This window comes from Synechococcus sp. CBW1002 (genome assembly GCF_015840915.1).
GTDB lineage: Bacteria > Cyanobacteriota > Cyanobacteriia > PCC-6307 > Cyanobiaceae > CBW1002.
The window spans coordinates 1,784,829-1,806,671 of the sequence record NZ_CP060398.1 but is presented as its reverse complement, the minus strand read 5'-3'; the positions used below and the strand labels follow the sequence as shown (position 1 = coordinate 1,806,671).

Annotated in this window: 26 protein-coding genes and 2 tRNA genes; 23 read left to right on the top strand and 5 right to left on the bottom strand. The window is 66.4% G+C overall.

The genetic code is table 11. The annotated features are described in order from the left end of the window. Positions 1–32: 32 nt before the first annotated feature. The 8 genes from H8F24_RS08680 (at position 33) to H8F24_RS08645 (ending at position 5,156) form a co-directional block, all read left to right on the top strand. Complete coding sequence (locus H8F24_RS08680) at positions 33–1,316, top strand: FGGY-family carbohydrate kinase (RefSeq protein ID WP_231598192.1); 1,284 nt, start codon at positions 33–35, stop codon at positions 1,314–1,316. Between the two features lie 186 nt (positions 1,317–1,502). Then, positions 1,503–1,784, top strand: a complete 282-nt coding sequence (locus tag H8F24_RS08675; RefSeq protein WP_197158804.1) for a DUF2470 domain-containing protein — start codon at positions 1,503–1,505, stop codon at positions 1,782–1,784. 287 nt (positions 1,785–2,071) lie between these two features. Further along, entirely contained in the window at positions 2,072–2,584 is a 513-nt protein-coding gene (locus H8F24_RS08670; RefSeq protein WP_197171783.1) for a ComF family protein, read from the top strand. Positions 2,585–2,592: 8 nt separating this feature from the next. After that, positions 2,593–2,665 (top strand) — tRNA-Phe (locus tag H8F24_RS08665). Between the two features lie 338 nt (positions 2,666–3,003). Beyond that, a complete protein-coding gene (locus tag H8F24_RS08660) occupies positions 3,004–3,315 on the top strand; it encodes a hypothetical protein (protein ID WP_197171781.1) in 312 nt (103 codons plus the stop codon). 70 nt (positions 3,316–3,385) lie between these two features. Beyond that, positions 3,386–3,607, top strand: a complete 222-nt coding sequence (locus H8F24_RS08655; protein WP_197171779.1) for a hypothetical protein — start codon at positions 3,386–3,388, stop codon at positions 3,605–3,607. An 11-nt stretch (positions 3,608–3,618) separates the two neighbouring features. Further along, the gene (locus H8F24_RS08650; RefSeq protein ID WP_197171777.1) at positions 3,619–4,221 is read left to right on the top strand and encodes a chromophore lyase CpcT/CpeT; all 603 of its coding nucleotides are present in this window, start codon (positions 3,619–3,621) and stop codon (positions 4,219–4,221) included. A 158-nt stretch (positions 4,222–4,379) separates the two neighbouring features. After that, positions 4,380–5,156: a phycobilisome rod-core linker polypeptide gene (locus H8F24_RS08645; protein ID WP_197171775.1), complete on the top strand. Its 777-nt coding sequence runs from the start codon at positions 4,380–4,382 to the stop codon at positions 5,154–5,156. A gap of 5 nt (positions 5,157–5,161) precedes the next feature. On the opposite strand, the gene H8F24_RS08640 is transcribed toward H8F24_RS08645, so the two are convergent. After that, positions 5,162–5,638, bottom strand: coding sequence for a hypothetical protein (locus H8F24_RS08640; protein WP_197171773.1), 477 nt, complete (start codon positions 5,636–5,638; stop codon positions 5,162–5,164). Between the two features lie 271 nt (positions 5,639–5,909). Between H8F24_RS08640 and H8F24_RS08635 the strand changes: the two genes are divergently transcribed. The 10 genes from H8F24_RS08635 (at position 5,910) to H8F24_RS08590 (ending at position 13,450) form a co-directional block, all read left to right on the top strand. Continuing rightward, a complete protein-coding gene (locus H8F24_RS08635; RefSeq protein WP_197158797.1) occupies positions 5,910–6,755 on the top strand; it encodes a phycobilisome rod-core linker polypeptide in 846 nt (281 codons plus the stop codon). A gap of 35 nt (positions 6,756–6,790) precedes the next feature. Continuing rightward, positions 6,791–7,042, top strand: a complete 252-nt coding sequence (locus H8F24_RS08630; protein ID WP_197158796.1) for a phycobilisome linker polypeptide — start codon at positions 6,791–6,793, stop codon at positions 7,040–7,042. Positions 7,043–7,448: 406 nt separating this feature from the next. Then, complete coding sequence (locus tag H8F24_RS08625) at positions 7,449–7,967, top strand: phycocyanin subunit beta (protein WP_197158795.1); 519 nt, start codon at positions 7,449–7,451, stop codon at positions 7,965–7,967. A gap of 84 nt (positions 7,968–8,051) precedes the next feature. After that, the gene (cpcA, locus tag H8F24_RS08620; RefSeq protein ID WP_197158794.1) at positions 8,052–8,540 is read left to right on the top strand and encodes a phycocyanin subunit alpha; all 489 of its coding nucleotides are present in this window, start codon (positions 8,052–8,054) and stop codon (positions 8,538–8,540) included. 352 nt (positions 8,541–8,892) lie between these two features. Beyond that, positions 8,893–9,744 carry a phycobilisome rod-core linker polypeptide gene (locus H8F24_RS08615; protein ID WP_197171771.1) on the top strand — a complete coding sequence of 284 codons (852 nt, stop codon included), beginning with the start codon at positions 8,893–8,895 and terminating at the stop codon, positions 9,742–9,744. Between the two features lie 398 nt (positions 9,745–10,142). Beyond that, positions 10,143–10,661 (top strand): phycocyanin subunit beta, encoded by a 519-nt coding sequence (locus H8F24_RS08610; protein ID WP_197158795.1) that lies wholly within the window; start codon positions 10,143–10,145, stop codon positions 10,659–10,661. An 84-nt stretch (positions 10,662–10,745) separates the two neighbouring features. Beyond that, positions 10,746–11,234, top strand: a complete 489-nt coding sequence (gene cpcA, locus H8F24_RS08605) for a phycocyanin subunit alpha (protein WP_197158794.1) — start codon at positions 10,746–10,748, stop codon at positions 11,232–11,234. 145 nt (positions 11,235–11,379) lie between these two features. After that, a complete protein-coding gene (locus tag H8F24_RS08600; RefSeq protein WP_197171769.1) occupies positions 11,380–12,228 on the top strand; it encodes a HEAT repeat domain-containing protein in 849 nt (282 codons plus the stop codon). A gap of 12 nt (positions 12,229–12,240) precedes the next feature. After that, positions 12,241–12,924 (top strand): HEAT repeat domain-containing protein, encoded by a 684-nt coding sequence (locus H8F24_RS08595; protein ID WP_197171768.1) that lies wholly within the window; start codon positions 12,241–12,243, stop codon positions 12,922–12,924. Then, positions 12,917–13,450 (top strand): low molecular weight protein-tyrosine-phosphatase, encoded by a 534-nt coding sequence (locus H8F24_RS08590; protein WP_197171766.1) that lies wholly within the window; start codon positions 12,917–12,919, stop codon positions 13,448–13,450. Before H8F24_RS08595 ends, H8F24_RS08590 begins: the two co-directional genes overlap by 8 nt. A gap of 65 nt (positions 13,451–13,515) precedes the next feature. On the opposite strand, the gene H8F24_RS08585 is transcribed toward H8F24_RS08590, so the two are convergent. Both H8F24_RS08585 and H8F24_RS08580 read right to left on the bottom strand, forming a co-directional pair. Continuing rightward, a complete protein-coding gene (locus tag H8F24_RS08585) occupies positions 13,516–15,096 on the bottom strand; it encodes a bifunctional pantoate--beta-alanine ligase/(d)CMP kinase (protein ID WP_197172168.1) in 1,581 nt (526 codons plus the stop codon). Positions 15,097–15,171: 75 nt separating this feature from the next. Continuing rightward, on the bottom strand, positions 15,172–15,771 hold the full coding sequence (locus H8F24_RS08580; protein ID WP_197172165.1) for a septal ring lytic transglycosylase RlpA family protein: 600 nt from the start codon (positions 15,769–15,771) through the stop codon (positions 15,172–15,174). Between the two features lie 436 nt (positions 15,772–16,207). Between H8F24_RS08580 and purM the strand changes: the two genes are divergently transcribed. Together purM and H8F24_RS08570 are read left to right on the top strand one after the other, a co-directional pair. Further along, on the top strand, positions 16,208–17,245 hold the full coding sequence (gene purM, locus H8F24_RS08575) for a phosphoribosylformylglycinamidine cyclo-ligase (protein ID WP_197171764.1): 1,038 nt from the start codon (positions 16,208–16,210) through the stop codon (positions 17,243–17,245). Between the two features lie 134 nt (positions 17,246–17,379). Beyond that, on the top strand, positions 17,380–18,051 hold the full coding sequence (locus H8F24_RS08570) for a 2-hydroxyacyl-CoA dehydratase (RefSeq protein WP_197171762.1): 672 nt from the start codon (positions 17,380–17,382) through the stop codon (positions 18,049–18,051). Between the two features lie 11 nt (positions 18,052–18,062). Here H8F24_RS08570 and H8F24_RS08565 read toward each other — a convergent pair whose 3' ends face one another. Continuing rightward, complete coding sequence (locus H8F24_RS08565; protein ID WP_197171760.1) at positions 18,063–19,037, bottom strand: aldo/keto reductase; 975 nt, start codon at positions 19,035–19,037, stop codon at positions 18,063–18,065. 737 nt (positions 19,038–19,774) lie between these two features. On the opposite strand from H8F24_RS08565, the gene H8F24_RS08560 reads away from it, so the two are divergent. Together H8F24_RS08560 and H8F24_RS08555 are read left to right on the top strand one after the other, a co-directional pair. After that, positions 19,775–20,212 carry a hypothetical protein gene (locus tag H8F24_RS08560; protein WP_197171758.1) on the top strand — a complete coding sequence of 146 codons (438 nt, stop codon included), beginning with the start codon at positions 19,775–19,777 and terminating at the stop codon, positions 20,210–20,212. Positions 20,213–20,252: 40 nt separating this feature from the next. Next, entirely contained in the window at positions 20,253–20,396 is a 144-nt protein-coding gene (locus tag H8F24_RS08555) for a hypothetical protein (RefSeq protein ID WP_197171756.1), read from the top strand. A gap of 81 nt (positions 20,397–20,477) precedes the next feature. Here H8F24_RS08555 and H8F24_RS08550 read toward each other — a convergent pair. Further along, positions 20,478–20,548 (bottom strand) — tRNA-Cys (locus H8F24_RS08550). Between the two features lie 44 nt (positions 20,549–20,592). Here H8F24_RS08550 and H8F24_RS08545 point away from each other — a divergent pair. Beyond that, positions 20,593–21,843 carry a lipid-A-disaccharide synthase-related protein gene (locus H8F24_RS08545; protein ID WP_197171755.1) on the top strand — a complete coding sequence of 417 codons (1,251 nt, stop codon included), beginning with the start codon at positions 20,593–20,595 and terminating at the stop codon, positions 21,841–21,843.

Sequence of the window (21,843 nt, the reverse complement as noted above, 5' to 3'; positions counted from 1 at the left end):
ACGATCCAGTCCCACAGGACTGGTCGCTTGGCGTGGACCTGGGCAGCAGCGGCCTACGGATTGCCCTGATCGATGGGACCGGCCAGCGACAGGCCGACGAATCCTGCGCCTACCCCGCTCCGTTCCCGGATCCCGGCGGCTGGCGCAGCGGACTGATCGCGCTGGTGGATCGGCTGCCACGGCCATGGCGCCAGCGGATCGGCGCGATTGCCGTGGACGGCACCTCCGGCACGCTGCTGCTCTGCCATCCCGATGGTGAGCCGCCAGCAGGCCAGCTGGGCCAGGCGCTGCCGTACCACCAGGCCTGTCCAGACAAAGCTGTCGAATCAGCCACCCTGGCCGCAGACTGCACCGCCGCAGCGAGTCCCAGCGGCAGCCTGGCCCGGGCCCTGCGCCTGCTGGATCAAGCGGCAGCAGCGGGCTACGGGCCTGCGGATCTTTGGCTGCGTCATCAGGCCGACTGGCTGATGGGCTGGCTGCTGAACGACTGGCGCTGGGGCGAGGAAGGCAACAACCTCCGCCTCGGCTGGCACTTGCCAGACTCGGCGACAGGAGACGGGCACTGGGCCGGAGCGATCCACCAGCAGGCCTGGACCCCTGCCCTGCCTCAGATCCGGCCCAGTGGCACCCGCCTGGGCCCGTTGGCGCCGGCCGCAGCGGCAGCCCTCGATCTGCCCGCCAGCTGCCTCGTGATCGCCGGCAGCACCGACAGCAACGCCGGGGTGCTCGCCGCCGACCCAGCCCCGGACGACGGCATCACGGTGCTGGGCACCACCTTGGTGTTGAAACAGTTCAGTGCCGTGCCGGTCCGGGCGCCTGGGGTGAGCTGCCACCGGCTGGGGGGGCGTTGGCTGGTGGGGGGAGCCTCCAATGCGGGCGCGGGCATCCTGCGCCGCTTCTTCGACGACGCCACGATCGCGGCCCTCAGCCGGCAGATCGATCCAGGGCGGCCCAGCGGCCTCAACCTGCTGCCCCTGCCCGGGACGGGCGAACGGTTTCCCGTGGACGATCCGGAGCTCAGGCCTCGGCTCGATCCCCGCCCTGTGAGCGATGCGCTCTACCTGCAGGCCCTGCTGGAGGGGCTCACGGCGATTGAGCAGGCCGGCTGGCAACGGCTGGAAACCCTCGGCCTGCCTCCGGTGCGGCGGGTGATCACGCTGGGGGGAGGGGCCCGCAATCCTCAGTGGCGTGCCCTGCGCCAGCAACGGCTGGGCCGAACCGTGCTGAACCGGCCAGCGCTGTCGGCCGCCCTCGGCATGGCGCGCCTGGCCCGGCAGGGTCTGAGACTGGGCCCGTCCCCCACTGATGCCCCATGAACGAACGACTGCGCACCGTGATCTCGATGGCCCTGTTTGCGGTGCTGGCGGGATACGTGGGCTTCAGCGCCATCCGCCTGGGCCTGCTGCTCTGGCAGCGCTTCGGTGCCGCCTGACGTGAAACCGGCCGGGAAGGTGCCCGGCGCGAGCGCCAGAATCAGGCCGATCCCACCCACCTGTTGTCCCATGGCCGCCGACCCCCTCACCACCGCCGTGAGCGATCGGATCTGCAAGCACATGAACGAAGACCATGCCGAAGCGGTGCTGTCCTATGCCCGGCACTACGCCGGTATCAGCGGAGCGACCGAGGCCCGCCTGCTGGCGGTGAACCCCGATGCGATGCGGCTGGAGGTGGACGGAGCCAGGGTGGAGGTGGCCTTTGATCACCAGCTCAGCGACAGCGAGGATGCCCATCGCACCCTGGTGGCGATGCTGCGGGCGCTGCCGAAGCAGGACACCAACGCCTGAACCCGCTGGGTCCGCCTTGGGGAATCCTTTCGCCAGTTCGCCTGCCGCCGGCAGCTGCCGTTCTGGTCACCTCCCATCGTGCCTCCCCCCAGCTGTCACCGCCCGATCCGATCCAGCGGGCGCTCAACCTGATCAGCCGTCCCTGTTGCCCCCTCTGCCGCCGTGCCCGGGCCAGCACCGATGAGAGCTGCGGCGATCAGCACCACTGGCCCTGCGCCCCCTGCCAGGAGCGCCTGGACCTGCGGTTTCCCTGCCTGCACGAGAGTGCTCCACTGCCCTGGTGGGCAGTGGGCAGCTACGACGGCCCGCTGCGCCAGCTGCTGCTGAACCTGCGCAAGCACGCCGATGGCGCCACCAGCCGCGACGCCATCGCCGGCCTGTTGCAGCAGATGAGCCTGGGCCTGCCGCTCTGGAAGCAGCCGCCACTGCTGGTCGCCATTCCCAGCTGGAAACGGCGCAGCAATCCCCTGCCGGCGCTGATCTGCGACGAACTGCAGCGGTTGCTCGCCTGCCGCAGCCAAGCACTCCTGGAGCGCAGCCGCCCCACCCTGGGGCAACACCACCTGGGCCGCGCCCTGCGGCTGGCCAACCAGGCGGGTGCCTTCCGCTGCAGCCAGGTCAGACCGGTGCAGTCGGGGCCGCGCCAGCCGGTGCTGTTGATCGACGACATCCTCACCACAGGAGCAACCGCCTGCGCCGCCGCCGCCGCCCTGGAGGAGAGTGGCTGGCGCGTCGCCGGCCTGCTCTGCCTGGCCCGAACGCCGGCGTTGGGTGGTGATCTAAGATCTGCGGGTCGCTGAGGCGACGGGCCGGGATAGCTCAGTTGGTAGAGCAGGCGACTGAAAATCGCCGTGTCCCCAGTTCAAATCTGGGTCCTGGCATCACAGTTTGAATCGATTCTGATCCCTTGTGATCGGAAGGCTTAATAATCTCCAGCCAGGGACAGGAGTCCCCCATCGCCGCGGATTTTCCCTGGGCAGCGAGCCATTCGGCCTCAGCGCCACGGCTTTAGCCTGATCCGACCAATTGACCTAGTGGAACGCGACACCCACACAGTCTCTCCTGCTCCAGAGAGGCCTCTGGAACGCACCTCCAGCTCACCTCTCACAGCACAACAGACTTGCCCATGACGCCACCTCGGGGTCTTCGCAGCCTGGAGGCCTGCCGGCCAGCAGCACCGGCCCGCCTTCACCTGATGCCACAGAGCCAGGCCTGAACCATGGGAAGTCCGATCGATAAGGAGACCTTCCTGGCACGGGCACGAACCCGCTTCGGCCAGCGCTACGACTATCGCGACATCGTGTACAAGAGCTACAAGACACCGATCAAGATCCGCTGCAGCCTGCACCCGGTGAAGCTGATCACGATCACGCCGGAAAAGCACCTGCAGACCACCGGGGGCTGCAAGTTCTGCCTGCGCGACAGCCGCATTCAGATGCTGGAGCGGGAGCTGCGCCGCGACCCCGCCGATCGCCCCCAGGCCCTGGACCAGCCCAAAGCCTCCCGCCAGGTCCCGCAAGCCGGCGGCTGAAGCAGGCTTCACCGACACCGGAACAGCCACGAGGTGCACGGGCAGAATGGGATGGTTGCTGCCGAGGCCGATGCCCGTACCGCCACTGGCCTCCGATCGGTTGTATGACAACGCCGACAGTTTCGCCCAGAGCTTCGATGCCGCCTGGAAGGCCCTGGGGAACAGCCCAGAGGACGCCAACCACAGGATTGACCTGGTGCTCGACCAGCTCCGCGACCACCCCTTCATGATCAGCCGCCCGGCCATGGCCCGCCAGGTGGCTGACTTTCGGATTCGCCTCCTGGGTTTGTAAGGTCTGACGTCATGAGCAGCTCTCTCGGTCGGCTGGTGGCCATGCTGAGCGCCGGCTTCAGCAATCAGGCCCAGGCATTCGATAACCCCCCCCTCTACGCCCACATCCTGGTCCACTTCCGGCCCTTGCCGCAGCTGGCCCCGGGATCGTTGCTGCTGGAGCAGTCGTACGCCATTGCGCCGGCAGTCCCGTACCGGATCCGGGTGCTGCAGGCTGAGGAGCGGCAGGGAAGCCTGATCATCCGCAACCAGGCCCTGCGCGATGAACGTCGCTTCTGGGGTGCCATCGACGACGCCGAGCGACGCGACCAGATCGTCGCCGACGATCTGCTTCCCCTGGAAGGTTGCAATTACGTGGTGCGCGAACAGGGCGAAGGATTCGTGGGCGAGGTGGAGCCGGGTTGCCGCTGCCTGGTGGAACGCAAGGGCAGCACCGCCTACCTGGTCAGCAGCTTTGACATCGATAGCCGCGGCATGCGCACCATTGACCGTGGCCATGACCCCAGCACCCACGAACAGCTGTGGGGGTCGCTGGCAGGCCCGTTTGAATTCAGCCGCACCCACGACTACAGCGCCGAGATTCCTTCCTCCTGGGGCGACACCTTCCGGACCTGAATACTGTGGGGGCCTGTCCTGTCAGCCCTGGACAAGGTTCACGAAACATAGAAGAGCGACATCAATCTTGAAATCGTGAAGCGATGTAATAAGCCGCGCCGAACGGACCCATTTCCGCCAGAAGCCCCATACCGTTCAGCACGTTATTCTCACCAGGCATGGCACTGCCCCTTCTCAGCACCAACCCCACCGCGATCAACGCGAGAGTCCAGGGATTCACCACAGGAAGTGAGCAGGATGCCGGGCGACTGGCACAGCGACTGCCCAGTGAAACCGCCGCTCGTAGCCGGGAAGAGGTCGATGCTCTGATTGAGCGGGCCTATCAGCAGATCTTCTTTCATGCCTTCCGGGTCGACCGCGATGCGGCGCTGGAATCGCGGCTGCGCAACGGCCTGATCAACACGCGCGACTTCATTCGCGGCTTGTTGTTGTCGCAGACCTTCCGAGATGGCTTCTACCGCTGCAACAGCAACTACCGCGTGGTTGAGCAGATGGTGGGCCGCGTTCTGGGACGGCCGGTGCATGGCCAGCAGGAACAGATTGCCCTCTCGATTCTGATCGCTGAACAGGGTCTTCCAGGCCTGATCGACACCCTGCTCGACTCCCAGGAATATCTCGAGGCCTTTGGTCTTGACGAAGTTCCCTATCAGCGCAACCGGGTGCTGCCAGGACGCGCCATCGGCGCGATTCCCTTCAACCAGCAGGCACCGCGTTACGACCAGTACTGGCGCGAAGCCACGAACCGCCGGGCCCCAGCCGGCGGACTGGGCTCAGGAGCACGTTTTTCCGGCGAAATCACCTCGCCGTCCTGGAAGGGCGGCAAGCCTCCGGAATGGGCCCAGCGACTCTGGCTGGGACTGGCCGCCGTGGGTGCTCTGGAAGTGGGCCGGGTGCTGCTGACCACCGCCGGAGCCATGCTGAGCACCGGTCCCTGAACGGATCAGGCCGTTTGTTGCGCCAGAGGAACCTCGTCATCCATGAAGGCCTGTTCCTCCTCCTCCGGGAACGGATCAGGCGGGCAGGGATCAGGCGTGAGCATCACCACCTGATCAGCACTGGGAGGTTCTGGCCTGACCGTGTCTGGCTTGGCGGCTGACGGGCTGGCCACTGCGGCAGGAACCACTTGCAGCCTGGCGGGGGGTGCGGCCTTGGATCGCGCCTCTTCCCCACCCAGCAGGATTTCCAGTCGCTCCAGCCGATCTTCGGTCTCCAGCAGGCGCAGTTCAGTTTCCTCGGCCTGATGGACCGCCGCCGCGCTCTCAGCCTGCAGCCGCTCCAGGCTGCGGGCTTCCTGGGCATTCAGCCGCTCTTCCAGATCGAGAAGGCGATAGGTGAGCGTCTCAGCGACCTGCGACAGGGATTGAAGCTGCTCGGCAAGTCGCAGGGCGGGATCGGCAGCCTCGGGAGCCTTTGCCATCACGAGGGGTTCGCAGATGTGGGCGGATGGTATCGGCCCTGCCCAGGCTGGCCAGAGGGGATAGGCCGCAGGCAGAGAGCCAGACAGAGCGGGCGAAACATTTGTAACGATTCTGAAAGCCAGCCCGGAGAGAGAAACCGCCCCCATAGGATCCGGCTGAAGCCTCTTGGTCAGAACCGCCAGCGGCTTCCCACGCCACCGGACGTCTGCCGATGACGTCCTCGGCACCGTCTTCTGCCTGTCCGCTTCCGCCCCCCGGCCCCTCACGCCCATGACTCTCGCCAACGCTGCCTACCTGGGCATCGAGCGCTTCTCCAATGCACGGAACAAGGAGAACTGGACGAACGGAACGGAGGTGGATAAGTCCACCCTGATCCGGGCCGTCTACCAGCAGGTGCTCGGCAACCAGTACATCATGGAAAGCGAGCGCCTTGAGGGTCCCGAATCCCTGTTCCGGCGCGGCTACCTGAGCGTGCGTGAGTTCGTGCGTCAGGTGGCCAAAAGTGGCCTGTACCGCCAGAAGTTCTTCGAGAACTGCAACGCCTATCGCTTCATCGAGCTGAATTTCAAACACCTGCTCGGTCGCGCTCCCCAGAACAAAGCAGAGATGCTGGAGCACTTCACCATTCTCCAGGAGCAGGGTTTCGACGCCGAGATTGACTCGTACATCGACAGCGCCGAATACCAGAACCGCTTCGGTGAGGAGATGGTTCCTTACCTGCATGGCTGGGACTACTCCATTGGCCAGCAGGGCCTGCAGTTTTCCTACATGCTGCAGCTCAGCCGCGGCGCTGCGGCCTCGGTCAAGGGTGACATCCTCAAGAATCAGTCCCGCCTCAACCCCGCCGTCCACTCCGAAGCTGCCGTTCCGGTGGTGAGCCCCAACGCCAAAGGCTCCGTGTTCCGGAAGGTGCAGGCCGATGGCGTGACCCGCATGGGTGTAGGCGCGTCCGAGGAAGGACGCACCTTCCGGGTGGAGATCACCGGCTTCAGCAACTACCGTCTGCACAAGCGCAGCAATCGCGTGCGTTTCATTCCCTTCGCAAAACTGCTGGCGTACCAGCAGCAGATCCACCGGGAAGGCGGTCGCATCGCCAGCATCACCCCGGTGAACTGATCGCTTACTTCCATTCCCTCGCTGTTTGAACCACCATGAAAGTTTCTGCCGGTTCCCGGGGCACGAGCTTCAGTAGCGGCCGTCAGGTCACCATCCAGGTGACCGGGCTCGCTCAGAATGATTTCGTACGCAGCGCTGATTGCGTCATGCAGGTGCCTTACACCCGCATGAATGAGACCCTTCAGATGGTTAACCGCATGGGCGGAAAGGTGACGAGTGTGTCAGTGAATGGCGGCGACCTGCCCGGCGCCGGCGGAGCTGCGCCCCGCAAGAAAGCCAAAGGCTGAATCCTCCGCAGTGCTGCAATCCGAACGGTGCCCTGCACTGCCCGGCCCCAAGGCCCCCTGACGGGGGCCTTTTTGCTGCGCGGATCTGGCCATCCCCATCGGAGCACCCATCCCATGGCGAGACACAACGTTCATTGCGATACAAAGACAGTCAGGTCCGGCTGTCCACCACGAACCGACCAACCCGCCCCCTGGAGCAGAGCCACTGCACCGCAGCCGATCTGGCCAGTGGTGACCGTTTGTGAATCACTCCTCATTCAGGTGGGGTCAGGGTCCAACAATGGTCAGGTCTTGTTGACAGGGGTTCGCCAAGAGCGGCTCCGATCAGCTGACCAGAGTGCGTGGAATCACGCCTCGACCATTCACCATCCCGACACTGAACGTCGAGAACAGGAGCTTTAACTAAATGTTCGACGCCTTCACCAAGGTTGTTGCGCAGGCTGATGCCCGCGGCGAATTCCTGAACGCTGGTCAGATCGACGCTCTGTCGTCGGTCGTTGCTGACAGCTTCAAGCGCATGGATTCCGTCAACCGGATCACCTCCAACGCTTCCAAGATCGTCACCAACGCAGCTCGCGATCTCTTCGATCAACAGCCTGCCCTGATCGCCCCCGGCGGTAACGCTTACACCCACCGTCGCATGGCTGCCTGCCTGCGCGACATGGAGATCGTTCTCCGCTACATCACCTACGCCGTGTTCACCGGCGACGCTTCCGTGCTGGAAGATCGCTGCCTCAACGGCCTGCGTGAAACCTACCTTGCCCTGGGCGTCCCTGGCGCTTCCGTGGCTGAAGGCATCCGCAAGATGAAGGACGCCGCCATCAGCATCGCCAACGATCGCAACGGCATCACCCCCGGCGACTGCTCCGCTCTGATGAGCGAGATCGGCACCTACTTCGATCGCGCCGCTGCTGCTGTCGCCTGAGGCGACCAGCTCCGCTGATCCCTGGCTGTTGCCCTCGGCAGCAGCCTCCTGATTTAGGTCCACCCTTCTTCTTCAATCCCTTCAATGAAGACCCCCCTTACCGAAGCCGTCGCCGCCGCTGATTCCCAGGGCCGCTTCCTCTCCAACACCGAGCTCAACGCCGCTTTCGGTCGTTTCGAGCGCGCCAAGAATGCCCTTGAGGCTGCCAAGGCCCTCACCGCCAAAGCCGATGAGCTGGTGAACGGTGCTGCCCAGGCCGTCTACAGCAAGTTCCCCTACACCACCCAGATGCAGGGAACCAACTATGCGTCTGACGCCCGTGGCAAGGCCAAGTGCGCCCGTGACATCGGGTACTACCTCCGCATGGTCACCTACTGCCTCGTGGCTGGTGGCACCGGCCCCATGGACGAGTACCTGATCGCCGGTCTCGATGAGATCAACCGCACCTTCGAACTGTCCCCCTCCTGGTACGTCGAAGCCCTGAACTACATCAAGGCCAACCACGGCGTCTCCGGCGACGCCGGCGTCATCGCCAACAACTACATCGACTACGCCATCTCGGCCCTCGTCTGATCCCGATCCGAGCCTTCGTTCCCTGCGGTTCGTTCGCTCCAGGATCCAAAGCCCCCCCTCACGGGGGGCTTTTTTGTTGCGCAACCAATGACACAGGCCATTTGCATAGGCAACTGCGTAGGCAACTGCGTAGGCAACTGCGTAGGCAATGATGCAACCGATTTGGAATGAAGCCGAAAACGGAGAGGCCTTCCAGGATGCCGCTTCCACCGGCGATGCCACGATCCGAACAAGGCCACAACAGGGCTGTAAAGATTCGAGCTGACTCCTTAGAACCGCTAAGAATCACCATAGGATTTCTAATGTGCGCCCAGCGTGTGCTGCACTCTCCCTTCGGATTGCCACCTCCCCCATGACGCTTGTCAATGCTCCGTATCTCGGCATCGATCGGTTTGCCAACGACCGCAACAAGGAAAACTGGTCCAACGCCTCCGATGCCGACAAGACGACCCTGATCCGGGCCGTCTATCAGCAGGTGCTGGGCCACCAGTACGTCATGGAATCCGAGCGCCTTGCCGGAGCAGAGTCGCTGTTTCGCAATGGCTACCTCAGCGTGCGGGAGCTAGTGCGCACGATCGCCAAGAGCGGCCTCTACCGGAAGCGTTTCTTTGAGAACTGCAATCCCTATCACTTCATTGAGCTGAACTTCAAGCATCTTCTGGGTCGCGCACCCCAGAACAAAGCCGAGATGCTGGCTCATTTCACGATCCTGCAGGAGCACGGGTATGACGCCGAAATCGATTCCTACATCGACAGCTCCGAATATCAAGCACGCTTTGGCGAAGAAGTGGTGCCTTACCTCCACGGCTGGGATTACTCAGCCGGCCAGGAAGGTCGGCAGTTCTCCTGGCTGATGCAGTTGGCCCGTGGTGCCGCCGCCTCCGTGAAGGGTGATACCGCCGGCACCAACTTCCGCCTCGGCAAAGCCCTGCATCAGGATCGGGCCCTGCCGGTGGTGAGCCCCAACGCCAGGGGCAGCGCCTACCAGCCCACCCAGGTCGCCAATGAATCGATCACCCAGATGGCCCAGGGGATCGGCCAGAAAGCCAGGGTGTATCGGATTGAAGTCACTGGACTGACCAACTACCGCCTGCACAAGCGCAGCAGCACCGTGCGATTTGTGACCTTCGACAAGATGCTGGAAGCCCAGCAGATGATCCATCGCCAGGGCGGCCGCGTCGCCAGCATCACCCCTGTGAACTGAGCGCCTGGAGTTTCCGGTCCAACCCAGACCCCGCGATCCTGATCGGCCCGGAGCTTTACGCTCCGGGCCTTTTTGCTGGCCACAGCACAGATCCAGGCAAGGCGAAGAGTGGACCCCCTGCGGCGCATGCGGTGACCCTTTGTAAAGCATCCCGGAATCTCCGGGGATTCTGATCAAAATGGCGGAGGTTCAAGGGGCGGTTGTCCCGCGAGCTTCAGGAATCCACTCGCAGAACAGGAGTTCACCTCCAGCGGCGCAGTGGCACTTCCGGAAATGGATCCGAGCTTCAGTCAGCGAAGCCAGGATTTCATTTCATCGAGGATGTGGTCATCGCATCTCTCTTTTTCCCCTTCCCACCCAGTCCCGACTTCACAGGTCGAGCACAGGAGCTTTAACTAATGTTCGACGCCTTCACCAAGGTTGTTGCGCAGGCTGATGCCCGCGGCGAATTCCTGAACGCTGGTCAGATCGACGCTCTGTCGTCGGTCGTTGCTGACAGCTTCAAGCGCATGGATTCCGTCAACCGGATCACCTCCAACGCTTCCAAGATCGTCACCAACGCAGCTCGCGATCTCTTCGATCAACAGCCTGCCCTGATCGCCCCCGGCGGTAACGCTTACACCCACCGTCGCATGGCTGCCTGCCTGCGCGACATGGAGATCGTTCTCCGCTACATCACCTACGCCGTGTTCACCGGCGACGCTTCCGTGCTGGAAGATCGCTGCCTCAACGGCCTGCGTGAGACCTACCTCGCCCTGGGCGTCCCTGGCGCTTCCGTGGCTGAAGGCATCCGCAAGATGAAGGACGCCGCCATCAGCATCGCCAACGATCGCAACGGCATCACCCCCGGCGACTGCTCCGCTCTGATGAGCGAGATCGGCACCTACTTCGATCGCGCCGCTGCTGCTGTCGCCTGAGGCGACCAGCTCCGCTGATCCCTGGCTGTTGCCCTCGGCAGCAGCCTCCTGATTTAGGTCCACCCTTCTTCTTCAATCCCTTCAATGAAGACCCCCCTTACCGAAGCCGTCGCCGCCGCTGATTCCCAGGGCCGCTTCCTCTCCAACACCGAGCTCAACGCCGCTTTCGGTCGTTTCGAGCGCGCCAAGAATGCCCTTGAGGCTGCCAAGGCCCTCACCGCCAAAGCCGATGAGCTGGTGAACGGTGCTGCCCAGGCCGTCTACAGCAAGTTCCCCTACACCACCCAGATGCAGGGAACCAACTATGCGTCTGACGCCCGTGGCAAGGCCAAGTGCGCCCGTGACATCGGGTACTACCTCCGCATGGTCACCTACTGCCTCGTGGCTGGTGGCACCGGCCCCATGGACGAGTACCTGATCGCCGGTCTCGATGAGATCAACCGCACCTTCGAACTGTCCCCCTCCTGGTACGTCGAAGCCCTGAACTACATCAAGGCCAACCACGGCGTCTCCGGCGACGCCGGCGTCATCGCCAACAACTACATCGACTACGCCATCTCGGCCCTCGTCTGATCCCGATCCGAGCCTTCGTTCCCTGCGGTTCGTTCGCTCCAGGATCCAACGCCCCCCTCGCGGGGGGCTTTTTTGTTGCGCAGGCCCTTCGCCAGGAGGCTGCGGCTGTCAGCATCGGCAGCATCTGACCAGCAGTCTGCGGGCCATGAGCGGCAGCGGCGATTCCCAGGCCATCCCGGTGGAGGGCGATCCGATCGACGAGGCGGAAGCGCTGCGGCGCCTCCGGTGCAGCGACGATCCCTCGGCCCAGTACTACGCCGCCTGGTGGCTGGGGCGGGCGCGCAGCAGCCATCCCGACACCGTGCCGCTGTTGCAATACGCCCTGCAACAGCGGCGCCCCCGTGACCCGGGAGCCGGTGTGGAGGAGAACGCGGTGGCACGGAACGCCGCCCGGGCCCTGGGCAAGCTCGGCTCAGCCGCCACACCGGCCATCGGCGACCTGCTGGAGACCCTGGACGACCCCGATGACGGTCTGCGGGAGGCGGCGGCACGAGCCCTTGGTGATCTCAGGGCCACCGTTGCCGTCGAGCCCCTGCGGCGACGCCTGGCCAGTGGACCGGCGGGGGCCGGCGCCCAGCAGAGCAACAGCCCCCGCCTGGTGGAACCCTGCGAGGCCCTGCTGGAGGCCCTGGGCGACATCGGTGTAGCCAGCGACGACGTGGTGGCGGTGATCCGTCCCTTCGTGGAGCACGAACGTCCGCTGATTCGCAGCGCGGCCTGCCGAGCCCTGCTGCAGCTCACCGGCGAGGCCCACTGGGGGGAGCGGCTGGTCGTCCTGCTGCAGCATCCCCAGCTGCAGGTGCGCCGCGCCGCCCTGATGGATCTCGGCGCGGCAGGCTGGCGGCCTGCCCTGCAGCCCATTGCCACCACCCTGGCGGAGAACAGCCTCAAGCTGATTGCCTTGCGGGGCCTGGTGGAGCAGGGCGGCGATCCCGCTACCCAGGTGGATTCTGAGATTGCGGCGGTGCTGGAGGCGATGGATGCCCTGCTCTGAGAGCCTGAACCGATGACGATCTCCCCTTCAACAACGGGCGAAACCACCGATCTCCAGCTCCCGCACGAGCTGATCGAGCGGGTGCAACAGGCCAGCACTGCTCTGGAGTTGCTGCAGGCCACCCAGGCCCTCGCCGCCGCCGCCCACCCGGCCGCCGCCCCCTGCCTGGTGGATGTGCTCGGCTTCAACAATCCAGGCGCCGCCGTGGCCGCGGTGGATGGCCTGATCGCCCTGGGACCCCAGGCCGTCGAACCAATCCTCGACAACCTGGATGGCTACAACTACGGCGCTCGCGCCTGGGCCGTGCGGGCCCTGGCCGGCATCGGCGATGTGCGGGGCCTGGAGGTGCTCGAAGAGGCCCTGGCTCAGGACATCGGACCGAGCGTGCGCCGTGCTGCGGCCCGGGGACTCGGTCAGTTGCAGATGCAGGGGCTGGAAGAAGCTCCCCGAACCGCCCTCGCGGAGCGTTGCCTGCGGGCCCTGGAGGCGAGCTGCGGCGATGGCGAATGGGTGGTGCGCTACGCGGTGGTGGTGGGACTGGAATCCCTGGCCGCCCGGCTGCACGCCACGTCGGAGCTTCGGCCACGGCTGCGCCAGGCGCTGGAGGGCCTCCGGCAGAGCCCTCCCGAGGCCACGGCCGTGGTGCGACTGCGGGCGGAGCAGGCCCTGCAACGTCTGGAGGCGCGGCATGGCTGAACCGCGTCTGCTGTTCGTCTGCCTCGGCAACATCTGCCGTTCCCCCGCTGCGGAGGGGGTGTTTCTGCATCTGCTGGCCCGCGAGGGTCTGGAGCAGGCCGTTGTGGTGGATTCGGCCGGCACCGGCGGCTGGCACGTGGGCCGGCAGGCCGACCCCAGGATGCGGGCCGCCGCGGCCCGGCGCGGCATTGCGCTGCCGAGCCGGGCCCGCCAGATCGAGCGCGCCGACCTGGACCGCTTCGATCGCATCCTGACGATGGACGAGGACAACCTCAGGGCGGTGCAGAGCCTGGCCCGCGCAGGACGGCAAAAATCAGAAAGGACAGACGCAGAGGCAACGGACGGGAATGGGGCAGCCCACCCTGGCGCCCTGGTCGAACCGATCACCAACCATTGCCGCCGCTTCAGGGCACGGGAGGTGCCGGATCCCTACTACGGGGGCGAGGAAGGCTTCGAGCAGGTCCTGGATCTGCTGGAAGACGCCTGCAGCGGACTGCTGGAGGACTTGCGCGCCAGTCTGGATTGAAACAGGCAGCCCGCCCGGACTGCCCATCGCATCGGGCAGCCCCGCTGAGCCCCTGCAGGCGCTGGTCAGTCCTGCAGGGGCTCAGCGGGAGCCGGCCAGGCATCCTCCGGCACCCGCTCGCGGAACAGATCGACGAGCCGCTGGATCACGGCCTCGATCGTCAGGCCATCGGTGACCAGGGCGACAGCATCTTCGGCCTGCAGCAGCGGCGCCACGGCACGGGTCGAGTCGAGATGATCCCGTTCGGCGATCTGCGCTTCCAGCTCCGCCAGGGGCGGCACTGCGAACCCCCTCTGCTCAAGATCGAGGGCGCGCCGGCGGGCCCGTTCCGCAGGGGTGGCCGTCAGGAACACCTTCAGCTCGGCGTCGGGAAACACGGCGGTGCCGATGTCGCGGCCTTCCGCCACCAGACCTCCCCTGCGGCCCAGTGCCTGCTGCTGGCGTGTGAGCACGTTGCGCACGCAGGGCTGGGCCGCCACCTGCGACACGAGGGCCGTCACCTCGGGGGAGCGGATCGCCTCGGTGACATCCTGCCCATCGAGCTTGACCCGCTGGCTGCCGTCCTCCGCCAGGCTCAGCTGCAGATCGAGGAGCTGCAACTGCGGGGCCAGGTCAGGGAGAGAGGACAGATCGAGGCCCTGGCGCTGCACCCACCAGGTGAGAGCCCGGTACATCGCCCCCGTATCGAGATAGAGCAGGCCCAGCCGCTGAGCGAAGGCACGGGTCACGGTGCTCTTTCCGGCACCGGCGGGGCCATCGATGGCAACGATCGGGGGACGGCTCATCAGAAAGGTGTGATCGATCAGGCGACTGGAGCCGCAGCGGGCAGCCACCGCCAACAGGCAGAACGAGCTCGCCTGCCGCAGGGGCTGGAGACCATGGGGCTCCACCAGCTCCCCATACTCCACTGTCAAACCCACCGCCTCCAACGGCGCGCGAACAGCCTCCAGCAATGGAGCGGCCTGCCGCTCTCCAGAGCGATAAAGCTCCCCCGCCCGGGCCAGGGCAACAGGCAGCATCGCCGCCCGCTGCCGCTCCACCGGGCTGAGGTAGCGATTGCGGGAGCTGCAGGCCAGCCCATCAGGTTCCCGAACAGTGCCGCAGCCCTGCACGGTCACCGGCAGGGCCAGATCCGCCACCACACGCCGCAGAATCACCAGCTGCTGCCAGTCCTTCTCCCCCAGCAGGAGACGATCAGGACGCACCAGCGCCAGCAACCGGGCCACCACGGTGGCCACACCCTCGAAGTGACCGGGGCGCTGGCGACCACAGAGCGAGGCCTGCAGCTGGGCCGGTGGCTGGATGCGGGTGAGGGCGGCTGCACCGCCCGGATAGATCTCCTCCGCATTCGGAGCGAACAGGGCGTCAGCGCCCGCCGCCGCCGCCAGGCCTGCATCGGCTGTCAGATCCCGCGGATAGCGTTCGAAATCCTCACCGGCTCCGAACTGCAGCGGGTTGACGAACACACTCACCAGCACGGCCGGTGAACCGGAGCCCCCCCCCCGAGCCGCCCGACGGATCAGTTCCTGATGGCCCCGATGCAGCGCGCCCATGGTGGGCACCACATGGAGTGGGCGGCCGGAGGCGCGGATCTCGGTGCACCAGCGGCTCAGCTCCGTGCGCGACGTGAGCAGGGGAAAGGGCAGGCGAGACACAGGATTGACAGCAAAAGCCCATCCGCCAGGTTGACGGATGGGCCAAGGGCTGAGGCCGGGTCGGGCTCAGCGCAGGACTTCGAGCTTCACCTGAGCAACACCGCTGGAGACCAGACCGAGATCCTGAGCGGCACCATGGGCCAGATCGATCACACGGTTTCCGTGGAACGGACCCCGGTCGTTGATGCGGACCACCGACGACCTCCCATTACGGAGATTGGTGACCCGCACCTTGGTGCCAAAGGGGAGAGTGCGGTGAGCTGCTGTACGGGTACCGGGCCGGAACACCTCACCATTGGCGGTGCGGTTGCCGAAGAAACCGGGCCCATACCAGCTGGCCTGACCGGTGATCACCTGTGCCACTTCGGGAAGACGAACCGAAGCCGATGCCAGTGGGGCGATCGGCGCCTGCTGCATCAGCGACGGCTTGGCGGGAGCCGAGGAATCTTCAACCTGACGAATGGCAACGGCTGAACTCGGAGCAGAGGAAGCAGCCAACGCCAGATCCGAAGTCCCCTTGGCTGGAGCCACGTCGATGGAAAGGCCATCCAGGGCGCCGCTCAAGGTCAGTGGAGTTGTTCGGCCGACTTCCGCTATGGCAGGGAAGACAGAACCGGCACCAAAAATTAGGGCGGTGAGAACACCGAGAGAAAATGTTGCTCGCATGACAGGCGAAACTCGCCGCCCAAAGCAACTGACATCCAAGGATCAGATGACCAGTTGACGATGACTTCAAGCCTCAATTGCGGAAGAGGTAGAGGCAGAAGCCGTCGGCGGAGTTCCTATCGGGAAATGACGACGAGCAGAACTTAACCGCACTGGACCAGCCAATTGGTTATCCGTGGACAACCGATTGGCGATCAGGAACTGTCATCATTCCCCAGATTCTTGACACCTACAGGCTTCGCCCGCCCCACGCCAGCCTCGGCCCATCAGCAAGGTCAATCACTTACATAAGCTGCGCTGATTAAAACTTGTGCCGATTCGAGAATCGACCACCGAATTCGTGCGTAACGGATCGCTGGACGGCGGCAAGTCGAGGGTCGGGGAGCGAGAAGCGGCAGGATCGGTGGAAGACGAGCGACGCCTGGAGACACCCTGAATGGATTACCGCACGGCAGGAGTGGATGTGGTGGCGGGGCGAGCCTTCGTTGATCGCATCCGCAGCAGCGTTGAATCCACCCGCCGCCCGGAGGTGGTGGGTGGTCTGGGCGGCTTCGGCGGGCTCTGCCGCCTGCCCGAAGGCCTCAAGCGCCCCCTGCTCGTATCAGGAACCGATGGGGTAGGCACCAAGCTGGAGCTGGCCCAGGCCCACGGTCGCCATCACGCCGTCGGCATCGACCTGGTGGCCATGTGCGTCAACGACGTGATCACCAGCGGCGCCGAACCTCTCTTCTTCCTTGACTACATCGCCACCGGCAAGCTCAGCCCCGAGGCCATGGCGGCCGTGGTGGAAGGCATCGCCGACGGTTGCCGCCAGAGCGGCTGCGCCTTGCTGGGTGGCGAAACGGCGGAGATGCCCGGCTTCTACGGCCCCGGCCGCTACGACCTGGCCGGCTTCTGCGTGGCCGTGGTGGAGGAAGACGAGCTGATCGACGGGAGGGCGGTGCAGGCGGGCGACCGGATCCTGGCGGTGGCCAGCAGTGGTGTGCACAGCAATGGCTTCAGCCTGGTGCGCCGCATCCTGGAGATGAACCATGTCACCCAGGACACACGGCTGCCACAGACCGGAGAGCCCCTGATCGACACCCTGCTAGAGCCCACCCGTCTCTATGGGGCCCTGGTAAAGGGGCTGCGGCAGCGGCGTCTGCCGCTGCATGGCATGGCTCACATCACTGGCGGAGGCCTGCCTGAGAATCTGCCCCGCAGCCTGCCGGACGGGCTCCATGCCGCCATCGAGGCCGGCAGCTGGGAGCGACCGCCCCTGTTCCGCTGGCTGCAGCAGAGCGGCGAGGTGCCCGAAGCCGACCTCTGGAACACGTTCAATCTTGGGGTGGGTTTCTGCCTTGTGGTGCCGCAGGCCGCCAGCGATGCAGTGCTTGAGGCCTGCCGCGAGCTGGGTCACCAGGCCTGGCTGCTCGGTGAGGTGCGACAGGGCGAGGTGCCGGCGGAGGCACCACTGGCCGGTTTGCCGTACTGAAGCCAGGCGCCAGGGCGCCGGTGGGGTCATCCGCCCTGCTTAACCTTCCCCAGCGCCCGCTCCACCGCCTGCCGGCAACACGGCACCGAGGCCTGCGGACGCTGCGCGTCGCATGTCATTCGTTTTCTGAGCCCATGTTCGATACCTCCAAACGCATCACCCGGCGACGTAGCTCCGCCGGCCCCAGGCCTCCGGTCCGTCCACAACGCCCCCGCGAAGGATTCACCGGACCTCGCAGCGGCGGCCTGCGGCCCACCTTCCTGGCCCTGCGTGATCACGGCAAGGTCTACGTGGCCGATCTGCCGCGTCTGTCAGACGGCCAGCTGGCCCACGTGGCCAAGGAGGCGCAGGAGGTGCTGGAAAGCCTGCGGCGGCGTCTGGAGGAACTCGAGGGTCAGGTGTCCCTCAGCGAAGCGGAGCAGGACACCCGCATCCGGGCATCCACCAAGCGGGACGTGACCGAACGGTTCATCGGCGCCATTCAGGAGGAGCAGGAACTGCGGCGCAGCAACCCGGCGTTGCGGGCTGCCGCCGGCGAATCCCTGGCCCGTGCCTTCCTGGAAGTGGCACGCCACCGGTTACCTGGTGCCACCTTCGACTCCCTGCTGCAGGAAGCCTTGGCGGCCTGTGGGCCAGACGGTTCCGAGGAGAGCACGCAGAGCGAAGCGCCTGTATCCGTGGGTTCGCCAGCGCCACTGCTGCGACGGCTGGACGGTCCGGTCGTGGTGGCGGCAGCCGAGGAACGCCCGCGCGCCCTGCCGGTGGTCCTTACCCCAGCCCCCGAGCCGGCCGAAGCCATCGGCTGAGCAGGATCGATTCAGGCGCTCTGGAAGGGGTTGGCAGGCATGCGGACCCGATTGGCAAGGGCCAGGTCATCCAGCCCCTGACGCTCCGCCTCGCTCAGCGTCCAGGAGAGGGCCGCCGCTGCGGCGTCGACCTGCTCCGGTCGCCGCAGCCCCGGGATCGGCATGGCGCCATGGGCCCGGCACCAATTGAGCGCCACCGCCGCTGGCGTGGCCCCACGGGAGCCAGCGATCTCCTGGAGGGCCTGCAGCAACGGTTGGGCTGCCGGCAACAGCCGCCGCTGCAGGGCGCCCCGGGGACCCGACAACGTGTGGGCCAACTCTCCAGGCGGCTGGCCGAGCACCCCAAGGGCCAGGGGGCTGTAGGCGATCAAGGCGATGCCCAGCTCCCGGCAGACCGCCGCCACACCATCGGGAGCGATCGGCTCAGGGGCCAGCAGGGAGAGCTGCACCTGCAGGCTGAGGATCGGGATGCCGCGTTCAGCCAGGCGGGCCTGCACCTGCCGCAGGCGCCGCGGCCCCATGTTCGACAACCCCAGACCGGCCACCTCCCCTGCGATCACCAGGTCGGCGAGGCCATCGAGCAGCGGCGCTTCCTGCCAGGGCGCATACCGGGCCGTGCTCCAGTGCAGCTGGACCCGGTCCAGTTTCCCCTGGAGACGCCGGCGCGAAGCGGCGAATGCCCGCCGGAATCCCCCCCGCCCCCAGCGCCAGGGGAAGGGTGCCAGCTTGGTGGCCACAGTGAGCCGTTGCCGTTCCAGTGGCGAAAGGACCCCACAGCAACGGCCCAGCAGGTCCTCGCTGCGGCCATCGAAACGGCCCGTGCCGTAGGAATCCGCCGTATCAAAGAAATGGAGCCCCCGGTCCAGAGCTTGCCGGAAGGTGGCCTCCAGCTGGGGATCCTGGGAGGGCTCGTAGCCCCAGAGGAGCCGGTTTCCCCAGGCCCAGGTGCCGACGCCGATCCCCGGCTGGGTGGTCTGCAGCGCCATTCCCCGAACCCCATGAACGGAAACGCCATGATCGTGCTGCCGCTCCCCACTGCCCCCAGCCCGATGTCCTCCCTGCCCGCAGAACCAAGCGCTGTTCAGGCCAGAGCCACAGCCGGCGCTGCTGTGGCGACCAAGCCAGCAGAGCCAGCCGTGCAGCCACAGCCTGATCGTGTGCTCTGCCAGCACTGTGGCCGCACCGCCAGCAACGACATCAGCTGCCAGGGCATCTGCGTGGCCGATTCGGGCTACTGAGCCTCGGCAATGCCGCCAACACGGGCAGCGGTGCCACGATGCCGATGCGCAGCATGCCGAATCTGGTGAGAGCGGCTACAGCCATGGCGCTCTGCATGTGCTTCGGCGCAGTCGAAGCCCTGGTGTCCCCAGGGGCAGCTGGCAATCCCCCGGAAGATTTCGGCCGCTGGGAAACCTCAGTGAGCCACTGCCGGTGGCAAGCGCTGGTCCTTGAGGCTGGGCCGGCGCCGCCTCAAGGACCAGCGCCACAGCGCGCGGCCCGGGCAATCCAGCGCGTTGGGGCGGCCCGTCCTGCCAGCCGGACGCAAAACTCTGACAGCCAGCAGCCCCTGGAGCGGCCGCGGCCTACGCACCCTCCGCCACCTCTGCCGAGCCTTGAGGAGAGCGCCGCAAACGAGCCTGGAGATGGCAACACGCTCTCGGGAGAGACCAGGGAGCCCCCTGCAGTGCCTGCCGAGTCACCCGCGCATGCTGCGGCGGCCCCGATGAAGGCAGCGGTCCTACCGAAGAGCAACCTCAACGGGAGGCATGACCTGCCGGTGGGCGATGAGCCCGACGCCACGCAGGAAAGCCGGGGCTGCCAGAGCCTGCGCCTCGATCAACTGATGGAGGGACTGCTCAGCATCCAGATCATCGGCCGCGGGGGTGGCTCCCGCTTCTCGAGTGAGCAACTGGTCTTCGTGGGACTGCTGGAGCCAGGCAGTGCCTCCCTGCAGTGCCAGGCGGGTCGATGCAGCCCCCAATGGCCCCTGCTGGTGAAGGTGAGCACGGTCGCCAGCCGCAGCTACGACGACCAGGGGTTGGTGACAAGGCTGCCCAGCAGCCGCCTGGCCCGGGGGGAGTGCCGCCTCGATCGACACCACTTCCGCTGCGAAGCCCATGACGGAGACGGTGGACTGTGGCGCGTTGAGGGCGACCACTGAGGGCGACGACTGAGGGCGACGACCGAGGCCCCGCAAAGGGTTGCAACAACCACTGGCGGGCCTACAGATTTCCTTTAGGATTGACCCATCGGAGGACGTCATGCTGCACACCACATCGCTGCTGGCCCTGGTGGGCGCCGTCGGATTCGCCCTGCTCTCGGTGATGTTCGGCATCTTCACCTGAGCGCAGGCGCGCTGCCACTCGGCTCGGAAGCCAGAGATTCAGCTCAGCCACCATGAACTAAAGCTGGAGTTCGGATCATCAAGGCGGCACCCAGATTCGAACTGGGGGTAAAGGATTTGCAATCCTCTGCCTTACCACTTGGCCATGCCGCCGGCCGGGGAGCAAACTCCCTGCAGCGGATCGTATCAGCCATGGCATGCCCTCCCGTCTGCTGGTCCTGAGCAACGGCCACGGCGAGGATCTGATCGCCCTGCGCATCCTTGAGGCCCTGCGGGAGCAGCAACCGGACTGCCAGCTGACGGTGATGGCCCTGGTGGGCCTCGGCCAGACCTACGCGGCGGCCGAGGCCGCCGGCTGGCTGCAGGTGGTGGGCCCCCGCCGCTGCCTGCCCAGCGGTGGCTTCAGTAACCAGAGCCTGCGGGGCCTGCTGCGCGACCTGCGGGCCGGCCTGCCCCTGCTCTCCCTACGGCAGTGGCGCTGGGTGCGGCACTGGGGCCGTGCTGGCCATCCGGTACTGGCGGTGGGGGATCTGCTGCCCCTGCTGCTGGCCTGGAGCGGTGGCGGCCCCTACGGCTTCGTGGGCACCCCCAAGAGCGACGCCACCTGGGCCACACCACCGCCACCGGGCTGGGGTCGGCCCGGCCTTGATGACCGCTATCACCGCTGCAAGGGCAGTGAATGGGATCCGTGGGAATGGGCGCTGATGCGCGCCGATCCCTGCCGTCTGGTGGCCGTGCGGGACCGACTCACAGCCCGTGGCCTGCAGCGCCACGGCGTTGCCGCCCTCGCCCCGGGCAACCCGATGATGGACGGATTCCAGACCGAGGCCGTGCCCATCGGCCTGCGCCACGGTCGGCGGCTCTTGCTGCTGCCCGGCAGCCGCCTGCCGGAAGCACTCGGCAATCTGGAGCGTCTGCTCGAGGCCGCGCTGCAGGTGCGGGTCAACGGGCCCCTCCACCTGCTGCTGGCCTGCGGCAACCAGCCCACCAGCGCGGAGCTGGCTCCGCTACTGAGCCGGGCTGGCTTCAGCAGCACCTGCCTGAGCGCGGAGCAGGGCGCGATCGGAGCGCGGGACAGCTGGCGGGCCGGCACCATCGAACTGCACGTGGGTCCAGGCTGCTTCGGCCGCTGGGCAGCCTGGTGCGAGCTGGGGCTCGCCACCGCCGGCACCGCCACCGAGCAGCTGGTGGGGCTGGGGGTGCCGGCCCTCTCCCTGCCGGGCCCCGGGCCACAGTTCAAGCCGGGGTTCGCCCGCCGCCAGTCCCGCCTGCTGGGTGGGGCCGTGCTGCCCTGCCATACCGCCGCCGAACTGGCCCGCACAGCGACGCGCTGGCTGGACGACGCGGAGCTGAGGCAGCGGCTGGGAACCATGGGCCGCCGCCGTATGGGCCCCGCCGGGGGCAGCCAGCGACTGGCGAAGCTGATCACGCAGCACCTGCTGGCGTGA